Here is a 14233-nt window from a genome sequence, read left to right as displayed (position 1 = left end):
AGAGACTAGAGGAAAAGAGGGGGAAATTTCCTCGCCTTTCCAATAATCTCTCACATGCTTTTATATGTTTACTTAATGCCTAGGGCAATGCGTGCATAGCGACTCATTTTTTCAACTGTCCAGGCTGGATACCAAACTAATTTAACCTCAGTATCCGTTACTTCTGGTACCTCTGTCATAGCATCATAAATCTGGTCGGTCAAAAGGTCGGCTAGGGGACAACCCATGGTGGTCAAAGTCATATCAATCTCTGTTTGTCCTGTGTCACCGTCAAAACGAATCTCATAGATCAAACCAAGATTGACAATATCGATTCCCAACTCAGGGTCAATAACTTCTTCCAAGGCTGATAAAATTCTTGTTTTGATATTTTCAATTTGCTCTTCTGTATAAGCCATATTCATCCTCACTCTTAGTCTTCAATAAAATCACGAAGCGGTTTGCTGCGACTTGGTTGGCGTAGTTTTCTCAAAGCTTTAGCTTCAATCTGACGGATACGCTCGCGAGTCACGTTAAAGACTTTACCCACATCTTCAAGGGTACGCATTTTACCATCATCTAGCCCAAAACGCAGACGCAAAACATTTTCTTCACGGTCTGTAAGAGTATCCAAGACCTCATCCAACTGCTCACGCAAGACAATACGAGTTGTATAATCCACTGGATTTTCAATCACTTCGTCTTCGATAAAGTCTCCAAGGTGGCTATCATCCTCTTCACCAATAGGAGTTTCAAGAGATACTGGTTCTTGGGCAATCTTCAAGATTTCACGAACCTTGTCAGGTGTCATATCCATACGTTCAGCGATTTGCTCAGGTGTTGGATCTTGCCCCAATTCTTGAAGGAGATTACGCTGTTCACGAACCAATTTATTGATGGTTTCAACCATGTGAACTGGGATACGAATGGTACGAGCTTGATCCGCAATAGCACGAGTGATAGCCTGACGAATCCACCAAGTTGCGTAAGTTGAAAACTTGAATCCTTTAGAATAGTCAAACTTGTCAACCGCCTTCATCAAGCCCATATTTCCTTCTTGAATCAAATCAAGGAACTGCATACCACGGCCAACATAGCGTTTAGCAATAGAAACAACCAAACGAAGGTTAGCTTCTGCCAGACGTTGTTTGGCTTCGATATCACCAGCTTCAACAGCCAGTGCCAATTCTTTTTCCTCTTCATTGGTCAAGAGAGGAACGACACCAATCTCTTTCAAGTACATACGGACAGGGTCATTAACCTTAGCCGAAGTTGAACCAATCAAGTCCTCGTCGCTGAGTTCTGGCTCTTCTTCTGCACTAAGAACACGCGCACTTGGATTTCCTTCGTTATCTGTGATAGAAATCCCTGCATCCTGAATTCGTTGCAAGAGATCTTCAATCCCATCAGCATCCAAGGTAAAAGGAATAACTAGACTAGCATTGATTTCATCATCAGTTGCTGTCCCTTTTTGTTTATGATTACGGATAAATTCTGCCACTTGTACGTCAAATGTTGTTACTTCTTTTTGTTTTGTTGCCATTATTACTCCATTCTTCTCTTTTGGGAAATTAAACGTTCCAATTCTTCTAGGGCTGTATCGGTATCTCCTACATGGCTAGCTTCCTGCACCTTCTTTTTGATTCTCATATTGTCCTGATTCAAGAGAGCCTTGTTTCGAGTCATTTCTACTTCACTTAGTTCCTGCGGTGACATCTCAGCAGGCAAATCCTGAGCTAAAACTTGATACCAAGCTCTTTCAACTTCCTCTGGCTGCTCTGCTAAAACTTCCGGAGGAAGATTTCCATACTGGCCAAGCAAGTCATATAAGACCTGAAATTCAGGCGTGTCAAATGAAAAGTCTTCTCGCAAACGGTAATCGTTCAAAACAAGAGGGGACTCCATCATTCGATAAAGTAGATGAGCTTCTGCCCTCATAATAACTGATAACTGCTTGGTGACAGGCATGGTGATTTGCGTCGGTCTGGAAATTCCTTCCATGCGATTCTGCCTTTGCGCCTGACGGCTCTCATTCACAATCTGCTCAATCTGGGCATAATCAAAGGACGCCAGACTATCAGCTAAAATATGAATATAGCTGTTTTGAGCAGTGATAGACTTTTCTTGAACAATCAAGGGAGCTATTTTTTCAATAAACTCAATTTGAGCCTGCAGATTTTCACTGTTTTCAGGCTTGTACTGGTGAATGTAGAACTCAATCGGACTAATACGAGTTTTCGTTAATAGATAGGCCAAATCTTCTGGTCCATTTTTTTGTAAATACTCATCTGGATCCAAGTTATCAGGCATGCTGACGATCTGCACAGGCATATCATCAATTTCGTCCAGCGCTTTCAATGTCGCGGCTTGCCCAGCCTTATCACCATCATAAACAAGAACCAACTTCTTGGTTAACCTTTTCAGATGCTCAACATGCTCACGACTCAAGGCTGTTCCCATAGATGCAACAGCGTTTTCGATTCCAGCCTGATAAGCTGCAATGACATCCATGAACCCTTCCATCAGGTAAATCTCACTGGCTTTTCCAGAAGATTTTTTTGCCCTATCCATATGATATAATTCGTAACTTTTGTTAAAAATTGCAGTCGATCGGCTATTTTTATACTTAGAAGTTTGTGAATCCGTTTTCTGCCAGATACGACCTGAGAAGGCAATAACCTTTCCTTGGTCATTTGTCAGGGGAAACATAATGCGATTGTGAAAGGTGTCTACAAATTGATTGGCATCCGAGAGGTAAAACAGGCCTGAATCCAAGAAATCCTCTTCACGATACTGACCAGACAAACGTTGATAGAGATAGTTGCGTTCTGGAGGTGCTAAACCAATCCGAAAATGTTTAAGCACTTCATCTGTCAAACCACGCTGATAAAGGTAATTTCTCGCTTCTTCTCCCATAGTCGTTGTCATGAGAATAGCATGGTAAAATTTGGCTGCATCTTCGTGCATATCATAAAGAGCTTGGTGAGGCGAAACTGACTTTTGTTCACTATAAAGCGGTTTTTCAACCTCAATCCCAACTCGCTGACCTAAGATTTGGACAGCCTCCATAAAGGGAACACCTTGATACTCCTCAATGAACTTAAAGACATCACCTGAACGACCACAACCGAAACAGTGGTAAAACTGCTTATCCTCTACAACGTTGAAAGAAGGTGTTTTTTCACCATGAAAAGGACAGAGCCCTAGATAGTTCCGTCCTGCCTTTTGTAAAGAAATCACATCTCCTATGACTTCCACAATGTTGGCATTGTTTTTGATTTCTTCAATGACTTGTTTGTCAACCATACACAATACCTCCATCTTATCATAGTATCACGTAAACTAGTATAGCTTATTTCTGAAAAAAAGTAAACCATTTCATACGCTTTCCGTAATTATCTTTGCCTTATTTTTCTAAATAGAAAAGAAAGTTAAAAAACTCAGAAACATTTTAATGCTTCTAGGTTTTTCTTCTCTATTTTTTGATGAAAATAAAGTTCATCTATTCAAACAATTGATAGTAGTCTGAGATTTTCATCTTAGCTTTATCTTCTTGGTTCAAATCTTGGATAATCTGTCCTTCTTTCATGACAATCAGACGGTTTCCGTACTTCAACGCGTCCTCCATATGGTGGGTAATCATCAAGGCTGTCAGCTGATCTTTCTTGACAAATTCGTCTGTCAATTCCATGAGGGCGACACTGGTCTTTGGATCAAGGGCTGCAGTATGCTCGTCTAACAAGAGTAATTCAGGTCGCTTCAAGGTTGCCATCAAGAGACTCAAGGCCTGTCTTTGCCCACCTGATAAGAACTCAATCGGTGTATTCAAGTGTTTCTCAAGACCATTTCCCACTTTTTCAATAGTTGCCTGAAATTCATCCTTATAACTTGTCAAGCGTCGTGGTAACAATCCACGCTTTTCACCACGAAACTTGGCAATCAAGAGATTCTCTGCCACTGTCATACGAGGAGCTGTCCCCATCTTTGGATCTTGGAAAACTCGAGACAGATACTTAGCCCGCTTCTCTGGTGAAAACTTGGTAACATCCTCACCTAAAATACGGATAGTTCCACTGGTTAATGATAGGGTCCCTGCAATAGTGTTAAAGAGGGTTGATTTACCAGCACCATTTCCACCTAAAATCGTGATAAAGTCTTGTTCAAAAATTTCTAATGAAACATCATTTAAAATAATCTTTTCTTCATCAAAGCCATTTTTAACGACTTTGGTTGCATTTTTTAATTCTACAATTGCTGTCATTTGCTTAACTTGGCTCCTTTCAAGATTGTTTGCTTAAATGTTGGAATCATGAGACAGACTGCCAAAATCAAGGCACTGTACAAACGGAGGTAACTTGTATTAAATCCAAGCGCTATGACGGCCCACACTAAGAATTGATAGGCGATAGAACCTACAACGATGGCAACCAGACGCTCTGCTAAGCTCAAACTCTTGAAAATAACTTCCCCAATGATCAAACTTGCAAGACCTACAACGATAACCCCGATTCCTCGAGATACATCAGCATAACCTTCTTGCTGGGCAATGAGAGCACCTGCAAGGGCAATCACACCATTTGATAAGACCAAGCCCATAAGCTCCATGCGTCCAGTATGAATCCCGAAACTTCTAGCCATATCAGGATTGTCTCCTGTAGCAATATAGGCTTGTCCGAGTTTAGTGTCCAAGAAAAAGAGCATGAGAGCAATAACAATACTCACAAAGATGAGACCTGTCAAGAGTTGATTCAAATCCGAATCAAAAGGCAAAACATCCTGAATTTGCTTGGTTCCAAGCAGGCCTAAATTCGCACGTCCCATAATCAAGAGCATGATTGAGTGACAAGAAGTCATCACCAAAATCCCTGAGAGTAAGGTTGGGATCTTCCCTTTTGTATAAAGAAGTCCTGCTGCCATTCCAGCCAAACAACCTGCTCCTACAGCAACAAGTGTCGCTAAAAATGGGTTCACGCCTTTGGTTATCAAAGTGACAGCAACAGCTCCGCCAAGAGGGAAGGAACCTTCCGTCGTCATATCTGGAAAGTTTAAAATCCTAAATGTCATAAAGATCCCCAGACCTAAAATAGCCCAGACAAATCCTTGAGAAATAATAGATAATATCATCTGTTTCTTAACCTTTTCTATATGATTTCTATTGTAAAAAATTGGAGGAGATGTCCCCAACTCCTCCATTGTAGATTATTCAATCACTTGTCCTGCTTCTTTTAGAACAGATTCAGGAATCGTAATACCTAGTTCTTGTGCCAATTTTTTGTTAATTACTGACTTACCAGTTGAAAAGACATTGACTGGAGTATCAGCTGGTTTTGCACCTTTCAAAACTTGTGCAATCATTTTACCTGTTGCCACACCGAGATCATGTTGATCAACTACAACTGATGCCAAACCACCTGCTTCTACCATGGCAGTAGCGCTTGGGTAAATTGGTTTTTTAGCTGATTGGTTGCTTGATACAACAGTTGAGAAGGCTGAAGCAATTGTGTTGTCGATTGGAACCCAGATAGCATCAACCTTGCTAGTCATAACATTGACTGTTGAAGCAATTTCATTTGTTGAAGGAACTGCAAATGTTTCTACTGTCAAACCTGCTTTTTCAGCATAAGCCTTAAATTCTTCTACCTGAGTTTTTGAATTGTCTTCGCTGCTTGAGTAAAGAGCTCCGATTGTTTTCACATTTGGTGTCAAAGCTTTGATAAGTTCAACTTGTTGTTGAGCTGGATTGTGGTCAGATACCCCTGTGATGTTGCCACCTGGTTTTTTCAAATCCTTGACCAAGTTAGCACCAATTGGGTCAGTAATAGCGGCCATGATAACCGGTAGGTCTTTTGTTGCACTAGCCAATCCTTGAGCTGCTGGTGTTGCAATACCAACCACAAGGTCATTCCCATTTGCAACCAATTGTTTACTCATTGTCGCAACCTTACTTTGGTCACCTTCTGAGTTCATAAAATCGATTTTAACTTGGTCATCTTTATAACCTTCTTCTGCAAGTCCATCTTGAATTCCTTTATAAATCAAATCAAGAGATGGATGGCTCACAAACTGAAGGACACCAACTTTGGCAACTTTCTTCTCATTCTTAGCTTCTGGTTTATTCATTGAAGAGTAAATCAAGCTTCCTGCTACTAAGACTGCTAATGCAGCGATAATTCCAATTAAACGTTTATTTTTCATTCTATTTCTCCTTTTTATTTCCTTTAAAATGCTTCACTTATCTAAACAAGCGACGCCATCGTTTTCTTTCCATACTAACCTCCATCAAAAAAGTCCTCACACAAAAAACTTGTGTGAGGACGTCGATGCGCGGTACCACCTCAATTATAGGAAATTTCCCTATCGCTCTGTCTCGCAATAACGAGATGCACTGTAAGGTGTGCACACCGAATTTTTATGATTTCAAATTCTAAATAACATTCAGCCCAATTTTCATCATCATCACTTATCTGTTTTCAGCTACCACAGACTCTCTAAAAAGTTTATATGATTACTTTTCTGAATGGTTAAATTATATCATTTTTCAACTACTTGTCAAGACTCTTTTAGCATTTTTTTGAAAGAGTCAAAAACTTCCCCTATGGAACAGAGGAAGTTTGATAGGGTATCAGCCTGAATTACGCAATCCTGTCGCAATTCCGTTGATGGTTGTATGGATTAATTTTTCTTGGTCACTAGATAATTCTCCTCGGCGTTGACGTTTAATCAACTCCAACTGGATATAGTTAAGGATATTAAAGTAAGGCATACGGTAATCCAAACTTGCTTTTAGATATGGATTTTCAGCCAAAAGTTCATCATAACCTTCGATAGCCAAGATAACTTCCTTGGTAACTTGCCATTCATTTAGAATAGTCTCATAGATTGCTTTTACTTCTTCATCCTCACACAGTTTGGCATATTCAAAAGCAATATTCATATTTGATTTTGACAAGACCATATCGACATTTGAAAGAAGCGATTGGAAGAAAGGCCAGTTTTGGTACATATCTCGTAAGATAGCGATATTTTCTGGATTTTTATCGATAAATTCCTTGAAGCTTGAACCAACCCCATACCAGCCAGGGAACATAACACGGCTTTGCGACCATGAGAATACCCAAGGAATGGCACGCAAACCACCAATTTCAGTAATAGTCTTACGAGCGGCTGGACGAGAACCAATGTTAAAGCTTGAAATAGCCTTGATTGGACTTGACTCGAAGAAATAATCATAAAAATGATCATTACCAAAGACCAAATCACGGTAGATATCGTAACTACGGTCCACTACTTGATCCATAATAGCTTCATAACGATTTGAAGTATTGGTATCGCTCTTCTTCTGAGTAATCATACGGTTAATGGCTGCTGAAACCAGCATTTCAAGGTTATAGTAGGCTGCGTCTTTGTTACCGTATTTATTACCAATTACTTCACCCTGCTCCGTCAAGCGGATACGATCCTTGATAGACTTAAGCGGTTGAGAGGTGATGGCTTCATAGGTTGGTCCACCACCACGACCGACAGTTCCACCACGGCCGTGGAAGAAGGTAACCTTAACGCCACATTCATCTCCGATAGCAGTCAATTGTTGCTGAGCTTTGTAGAGGGTCCAACATGATGATAGGTAACCACCATCTTTATTACTGTCAGAGTAGCCCAACATGATTTCTTGATAGTTATTGCGTGAAGCAATCCATTTCTTGGCAAGAGGAAGAGAAAGGTATTCTCTCATGGTTTCTTCTGAATGGTCCAAGTCCTCTATTGTCTCAAAGAGAGGAACAATTTGGACACGGGCTCTTTCTTTATCAACTAACCCTACTTCTTTTAGCAAGATAGCCAATTCCAACATGTCAGATACGCTAGTTGCATGTGAAATAATGGTCTGGCGAATAACGTCATCACCCAACTTATCTTTCAACTTACGAGCAGCCTTAAAGATGGCCAATTCTTTTTCAAGTAACTCTGATTTTTCAACATGAGTGGCAGAAAGAATACGTGGATCTTCTTCTAATTCTTTCAAGAGAAGCTGGCATTTTTCTTCTTCACTGAGTTCGCTATAATGAGAATGAATTCCTGCTGATTTCAAGAGTTCAGCTACACAGGCTTCATGAACACTAGAATCTTGACGCATGTCAATAGATGCCAAATAGAAACCAAAAATTTCAACCGCCTGAATTAACTCAACAAAATCACCAGAAATCAGTGCTTCACCTTTGTTTTCCAAGAGGGAATCACGAATGGTAATTAAATCCTTATAAAAATCATTAGCTGTTTCATAGCGAGCTCCAACTTCCTTATCCTCAATCAAATAAGCTTTTGTCGCTTGGATTTTTGATTGAATATCAAACAAGGCACGACGGTATAGCTCTTTTTCACGATAAATCGAGTTATCCTTAGACTGACGAGCCATTTCTCTGACTTGCTTGCTCACATTGACAATACTGGTTGAGAGAGAGAACTCACGATAAAGTTGGTAAATCTTTTCATCATAGTAGTTCATGATGACTTCACACTGAGTCATAGCAGATTGTTTCAAGGTATCTGCTGTAACAAAAGGATTCCCATCACGGTCTCCACCAATCCACATACCCATGGTAATTGGTTTTGGATGTTTCAACTCCAAGCCATGTTTTTTAGCCAGACGTTTGTACTCAGCAGTCAAATGAGGAACTGCCTTCAGGAATGAACTATTGTAGTATTCCATAACATTCGTGATTTCATTGGTTACTTTCAATTTCTTTTCACGAATCATGTCTGTTTGCATGATAATCTCAATGTAACGACGGAGATCATTATGCCATTTTTCCTTATTAATCAAGCCTAATTTCACATCACGGTACTTACGCAAAAGGGTATGGATATGGTTTGTCAAATCCAACATACTCTTACGTTGTACTTGTGTTGGATGGGCAGTCAAAACAGGGACAACATTCAAATGTTCTAGAATTTCAACCGCATTTTCTTTTTCTGCAACCATTTTGATCGTTGCTGATAATTTCCCAAGATAATCTTGATCGATGTTATTTTGATGGTTGATTTCATAGGCTAAATCCACGTCTTCTGAAATATTAATCAAAAGAGGCAAGATAGAGAAATAGCGTGAAATATAAGCCATTTCATCATTTGTCAGACTAGTAACCAGTTGGTTCAAGCCCTGATAATCTTCTTGAGTTGACAATTCCTTCAACTGCATGATTTTTTCAAAAGTCTCTGGGGCAAGCATATTTTTAGTGATATCTTCTAACAATTCTGTTAAAATCAATACTTCTTCTTGCACGACAGCTTTATTACTATAGTTTTCTAATTTTTGAAGAGACATAGGTAATCCTTTCCACTCTCAGCTCTACATATAGTTTGATGAGTGAGTTTCTAACTCCTCATATAATTGGGCACGTTTTTCACTTGCATCAATATTTAAGACAAAAGCAATGGCTACAGACAAGACTAGGAGACTGTTCCCTCCTTGTGATAAGAAGGGGAAGGTTACTCCTGTCGAAGGAATAATGCCAGAAATTCCACCGATATTGACAAATACCTGTACCAGCATCATCCCCCCAACCCCAATCGCCATCATGGAATTAAAGGGATTCTTAGCACGAATACCGACTAGGATAATTCGTAAAATCAGGAAAAAGACAAGTGCTAAAATCAAGCTGGCTCCCACAAATCCAAACTCTTCAATAACAATTGAAAATACAAAGTCTGTATGTGCCTCTGGTAAATAACCACGTTTTTCTATTGAATTTCCTAAGCCTAGACCAAACCACCCACCATTTACCATGGCAAAGTAGGAATTTGCAAGTTGGTGGCCTGACCCTGCCAAATCGGCAAAGGGATTAAAGTAGGCACTGAAACGCTTAGCAACGTAACCAAATACTGGAACTTTTGAAAACTTATCAACCCCGATCATAGAGATAGCTGATAAGGATAGGGCTGAAACTCCAAATAATACACCGATAAAGACTATAAACCAACGATGAGCAATTCCACTAACTGTATACATAATCAAGGCGACAAGAACTAGGATGGTAGCATTCCCCAAATCTGGGAAAATAGCTAAACTTCCTATCATTACTAGTAGGACGAAGCGCCAATCATTAAAAGCACGAGGAATCCATTGATTTTGAGTTAAAACTTGAAAATCGTAAATCCCAATTTCATCCTGTTGTTTTGAAAAACGTTGGGCCAAGTACCAGACGATGATAATCTTCAAATACTCTGCTGGCTGAATGGTCAAAGGTCCTACTGAAATCCAACCATAGGCTCCATTGACTGGCGTACCAATTAAGCGAGCCAAAGCTAAGAGAATCAGCTCAACAAACATAACAATAAATAAAAGTCGTTCTTTTCTCAAAAAATTCAATTTCAGCTTATATATCAAGGCAATCAATATTAAACTAAATATCCAAAACATTCCCTGACTTCGAACCAATTGGAGGGCACTTTTACCTTCTTCGATAAGAATGGCACTGGTTGTCGAATAAACCACAATCAAGCCCAAAATAGATAAAAGTAAGTAAGGAACTAGAATAGAATAGTTTAATAGGTGCCTCTTACTAATCTTCATAGTATCACCAATCTAATGAGAACAAAAGAAATTATTCCCAAATTCCGTTTATTTTCTAGTTTTGATTGCTATTATACCATTTTTTCCGAAAGAAAAAAACTCTTACCCTCAAGATAGAAAGATTTTCTCATAAGAAAAAGAGCACTTGGCTCTTTTCTGTTTTATTCTTTTGAAGAACTGCTTGAGCTTGAATCGCCACCACCGATGTATTGGGTAAAGATATTTTGGAAGGCTTGGTCTTTAACCTTGATGTTGGCTGCTTGCAATTCTTTTCCGATAATGCTTTGAACAAATGATGCGTCATTTTGTTTTTGAGTCAAGATAACAGTTTTTAATTTTTCTTTGTAGTCATCAATATTAGATGATTTTTCCGTTTTCTTAGTGAGTTTTACAATATAATACTGACTGCTGTAGGCTTGTGTGCCAGTAGCTGTAATGACATCAGAAATTCCGTTAACATCCAAGGCAAAAGCTGCTTTCTTAACTTGATCTGGTACTTCTGTTGAAGCTGAATCAAAAGTGATTTCTCCACCGTTCGCTTTGGTTTTCTCATCTGTTGAGTTATCTTTAGCTAGTTGAGCGAAATCTGCGCCACTTGCCTTAGCTTTTTCGAGAACTTCTTTTGCTTTGTCTTCATTATCAAGACGAATGATTTGAGCAGTTACATCTGGAGTATATTCATCAAAGGCCTTCTTATAAGCATCATCTGTCAACTCAGCTTCTGCTGCTTTTTTAACTGCCAACTCAACTAATTTACTTGTACGAATTTGAGCTTTACGTGTTTCAAGAGTCATACCTGCTTGTGACAAGACACGTTGGTAGTTATCACCGTATTGTTTTTCTTCCTGAGCTATAGTATCATCGACTTCTTTGTTATCTACTTCTGAACCGTATTGTTTTTCAAATACTTTTTGAATGGTCAAGTTCAACAAGACTTGTTGGGCTGAAGGATTGCTTTTCACTTGCTCATAAAATTGATGTTCTGTGATGACATCCCCCTTCATGCTGATAAGGTCTGCACCTTCTGAACCTTTGGAACAAGCTGCTAAAGTTGCTACTGATAATAGTGTAATGGCACCTGCCAATAGTTTTTTCTTCATGTCTACTCCTTTGAGATAAGTGTTACCCTATCTATTTTACTATATTTTCTTAAATTTTTCTGAAAATCATTCGCTGTCAGGTAATTGAACGTCTGCTACATTTTTACGAAGCATGAGAATACCGTCCCCCAGAGGTACTAATGTTGCAGTAAGCCCTGGATTGTCTAAAGTTGCATCAAATAGTCTTTGAAGGCCTCGATAAATGGTTCGCTGGCCACGACGGACTTCCATAATATCCTTGGCAACATCACCACCTTGGAAAACATCATCCAAGACAACCACACCACCAACTTCCAAGTGTTTGAGGATTTCTGGCAGAAAGACGATGTATTTAGATTTGGCTGAATCCATAAAGACGAAATCATAGGACTCTGTCAAGGTAGATAAGACATCTACCGCATCTCCTTCTAGGAGCGTAATTTGCTTGCGACTGTCAAACTGGGCGAAATTTTCCTTGGCAAATCCAATCATTTCTGGATTGCGGTCAATGGTTGTAATCTTAGCATTTGGCGCATGTTCAGCCATCAAGAGGGCTGAAAAACCGATAGCCGTCCCAATTTCCAGAATATTTTTAGGCTGCATGGTTTCCATGAGAAAACGGAAATAAGCAACTGTTTCATGGGGAATAATGGGAATATTTTCCTTGCGAGCAAAGTCTTCCAATTCTTTCAAAGAGCCTGTGACTTGCTTTTGACGCTGACGCATCAAGTCTACAATTTCTTCCTTGACGACAGGACGACGCATGTTATGGTTGGCATTTTTACTATACGATTCAACCATCTTATGCCAATCCCAATTTTTCAACAAGGGCTTCAAACTCATTCAAACGACGTTCAAAGACTGCAAAGGCATCGTTGAGGTAGTCTTCCTTCTCCATATCAACACCAGCTTTTCTCATGACATTAAGTGGATAGTCAGACTTACCTGCCTTGAGGTAGTCGATATAACGGTCACGGTCTTCTTGACTACCATGAACAATCTTTTCAGCCAAAGCTGAGGCTGCTGCAAAACCTGTTGAATATTGGTATACATAGTAGTTATAGTAGAAGTGTGGAATGCGTGCCCACTCGTATTGGATTTCAGGATTGTCTTCCTTACTCAAACCATAATACTCTTGGTTCAAGTCTGCGTAGAGTTTATTTAAGAAATCACTTGTCAAGACTTCACCATTTTGATCCGCTTGGTGAATGGCGTGTTCAAACTCAGCAAATTGAGTTTGGCGGAAAACTGTTCCACGGAAACCATCTAGGAAGTTATTGAGAATAGCAAAGCGCGTTGCGTCGTCTTCCACTTCTTCCAATAATTTCTCCGTCAAGATATTTTCATTGGTAGTTGAGGCAATCTCAGCCAAGAAGATAGAATAATCTCCGTAAACATACGGCTGAGTTTCGCGAGTATAGCTTGAATGCATACTGTGACCTGTTTCATGAACAAGAGTAAAAAGATTGTCCAGATTGTCCTGCCAGTTAAGGAGCATAAAGGCATTGGTATCGTAAGAACCACCAGAGTAGGCTCCTGAACGCTTGCCTTGATTTTCGTAAACATCAATCCAACGCTCGCTGAAGGCACGTTTAACACGACTCAAGTAATCCTCACCCAAGACTGCCAGGGCTTCTTCTGCTTTTTTCAAGGCTTCTTGGTAGGTAAAACTATATTCGACAGACGAAAGCGGTGTGTAGACATCATACATCTTGAGGTCTGAAATCCCCAAAATCTTTGAACGTAGCTCAAGGTAACGATGCAAGAGTGGCAAATGCTTGCGAACTGCTGCTACCAAATTGTCATAAACACTTTCTGGAACAAAATTCGCTGCTAGGGCTGCATGACGAGCACTCTTATAGTTGCGAACTTTGGCACGATAGTTTTGCACCTTAACATTGGTTTGCAAAGTTTTGGCATAGGTATGTTGGAATTGTTCATAAGTCGCATAAAGTGCTTGATAAGCACCACGACGCACCTCACGATTTTTAGACTCCATCAAACGTGTGTAAGTCCCATGAGAGAGTTGAACTTCCTTACCATCATCGTCGAGGACATAAGGGAACACAATATCCGCATTATCCAAGATAGCGAAGGTTTCACTTGCCGAACCAAAGATTTCTCCAGCTCCAGCCAATAATTCTTCTTCGCGTTGTGATAGAACGTGTTCCTTGCCTTGTAAAAGCTTGTCAAAATAGTGTTGATAAACCTGCAATTTTGGCTGAGCTTCTAAAAAATCAGCATACTGCTCTTTACTGATTTCCATAAATTCAGGTTCATAGAATGAAAAGGCTTGGTCTAGCTGGCTAAAGAGAGTCATGGCCTTGGCATAGTACTCTTGATACTTGGCTTCACGTGTGTCTTGGTCATTCTTCATATGAGCATAAACGTAAAGCTTCTCCATTTGGCGTTCCATTTCAAGAGAAAATTCAGTAATTTCTAGTAGGCTATCCGCACTATCCAGGAGATGTCCTTCATACTGGGCTACTTTCTCCAATTGTTCTGTTAAATCTTTTAAGGCTTCTTCCCAAGCCTGGTCAGTTGGGTAAATCGTTGATAGATCCCATGTATCTTTTTCATTTATTTCATTTCTTTGTAATACCATTAG

At 39.8% G+C, this 14233-nt stretch carries 11 protein-coding genes and 1 other annotated feature; all 11 genes read right to left on the bottom strand.

Annotation, left to right across the window (positions count from 1 at the left end):
- Positions 1–68: 68 nt before the first annotated feature.
- Positions 69–398 (bottom strand): metal-sulfur cluster assembly factor, encoded by a 330-nt coding sequence (locus N5909_RS03740; RefSeq protein ID WP_000331925.1) that lies wholly within the window; start codon positions 396–398, stop codon positions 69–71.
- A 14-nt stretch (positions 399–412) separates the two neighbouring features.
- Complete coding sequence (gene rpoD / locus N5909_RS03735; RefSeq protein WP_004259586.1) at positions 413–1522, bottom strand: RNA polymerase sigma factor RpoD; 1110 nt, start codon at positions 1520–1522, stop codon at positions 413–415.
- Positions 1523–1524: 2 nt separating this feature from the next.
- Entirely contained in the window at positions 1525–3285 is a 1761-nt protein-coding gene (dnaG, locus tag N5909_RS03730; protein WP_033681858.1) for a DNA primase, read from the bottom strand.
- A 196-nt stretch (positions 3286–3481) separates the two neighbouring features.
- Positions 3482–4240, bottom strand: coding sequence for an ABC transporter ATP-binding protein (locus N5909_RS03725; protein ID WP_271630830.1), 759 nt, complete (start codon positions 4238–4240; stop codon positions 3482–3484).
- Positions 4237–5103, bottom strand: a complete 867-nt coding sequence (locus N5909_RS03720) for an ABC transporter permease (RefSeq protein WP_084951382.1) — start codon at positions 5101–5103, stop codon at positions 4237–4239. The genes N5909_RS03725 and N5909_RS03720 overlap by 4 nt, the downstream gene beginning before the upstream one ends.
- 75 nt (positions 5104–5178) lie before the next feature.
- The gene (gene trpX, locus N5909_RS03715; RefSeq protein WP_000792150.1) at positions 5179–6174 is read right to left on the bottom strand and encodes a tryptophan ABC transporter substrate-binding protein; all 996 of its coding nucleotides are present in this window, start codon (positions 6172–6174) and stop codon (positions 5179–5181) included.
- A gap of 112 nt (positions 6175–6286) precedes the next feature.
- Positions 6287–6504, bottom strand: a binding site (T-box leader).
- A gap of 97 nt (positions 6505–6601) precedes the next feature.
- Complete coding sequence (gene ppc, locus N5909_RS03710) at positions 6602–9298, bottom strand: phosphoenolpyruvate carboxylase (RefSeq protein WP_271630829.1); 2697 nt, start codon at positions 9296–9298, stop codon at positions 6602–6604.
- Between the two features lie 24 nt (positions 9299–9322).
- Positions 9323–10546, bottom strand: a complete 1224-nt coding sequence (ftsW, locus tag N5909_RS03705; RefSeq protein ID WP_120718799.1) for a cell division peptidoglycan polymerase FtsW — start codon at positions 10544–10546, stop codon at positions 9323–9325.
- A 161-nt stretch (positions 10547–10707) separates the two neighbouring features.
- Complete coding sequence (prsA, locus tag N5909_RS03700) at positions 10708–11646, bottom strand: peptidylprolyl isomerase PrsA (RefSeq protein WP_271630828.1); 939 nt, start codon at positions 11644–11646, stop codon at positions 10708–10710.
- Between the two features lie 66 nt (positions 11647–11712).
- Entirely contained in the window at positions 11713–12426 is a 714-nt protein-coding gene (locus N5909_RS03695) for an O-methyltransferase (protein WP_080709535.1), read from the bottom strand.
- A 1-nt stretch (position 12427) separates the two neighbouring features.
- Positions 12428–14230 (bottom strand): oligoendopeptidase F, encoded by a 1803-nt coding sequence (gene pepF / locus N5909_RS03690; protein ID WP_033681864.1) that lies wholly within the window; start codon positions 14228–14230, stop codon positions 12428–12430.
- Positions 14231–14233: the final 3 nt, after the last annotated feature.

Source organism: Streptococcus gwangjuensis (genome assembly GCF_028156745.1).
GTDB classification, from domain to species: Bacteria; Bacillota; Bacilli; order Lactobacillales; family Streptococcaceae; genus Streptococcus; species Streptococcus gwangjuense_A.
This window is presented reverse-complemented; position numbering and strand designations above follow the sequence as displayed.

What these genes read in the sequence shown, in the direction of transcription:
- N5909_RS03740 (WP_000331925.1), bottom strand. Translation starts at nt 398, where the DNA reads ATGGCTTATACAGAAGAGCAAATTGAAAATATCAAAACAAGAATTTTA.
- rpoD (WP_004259586.1), bottom strand. Translation starts at nt 1,522, where the DNA reads ATGGCAACAAAACAAAAAGAAGTAACAACATTTGACGTACAAGTGGCA.
- dnaG (WP_033681858.1), bottom strand. Translation starts at nt 3,285, where the DNA reads ATGGTTGACAAACAAGTCATTGAAGAAATCAAAAACAATGCCAACATT.
- N5909_RS03725 (WP_271630830.1), bottom strand. Translation starts at nt 4,240, where the DNA reads ATGACAGCAATTGTAGAATTAAAAAATGCAACCAAAGTCGTTAAAAAT.
- N5909_RS03720 (WP_084951382.1), bottom strand. Translation starts at nt 5,103, where the DNA reads ATGATATTATCTATTATTTCTCAAGGATTTGTCTGGGCTATTTTAGGT.
- trpX (WP_000792150.1), bottom strand. Translation starts at nt 6,174, where the DNA reads ATGAAAAATAAACGTTTAATTGGAATTATCGCTGCATTAGCAGTCTTA.
- ppc (WP_271630829.1), bottom strand. Translation starts at nt 9,298, where the DNA reads ATGTCTCTTCAAAAATTAGAAAACTATAGTAATAAAGCTGTCGTGCAA.
- ftsW (WP_120718799.1), bottom strand. Translation starts at nt 10,546, where the DNA reads ATGAAGATTAGTAAGAGGCACCTATTAAACTATTCTATTCTAGTTCCT.
- prsA (WP_271630828.1), bottom strand. Translation starts at nt 11,646, where the DNA reads ATGAAGAAAAAACTATTGGCAGGTGCCATTACACTATTATCAGTAGCA.
- N5909_RS03695 (WP_080709535.1), bottom strand. Translation starts at nt 12,426, where the DNA reads ATGGTTGAATCGTATAGTAAAAATGCCAACCATAACATGCGTCGTCCT.
- pepF (WP_033681864.1), bottom strand. Translation starts at nt 14,230, where the DNA reads ATGGTATTACAAAGAAATGAAATAAATGAAAAAGATACATGGGATCTA.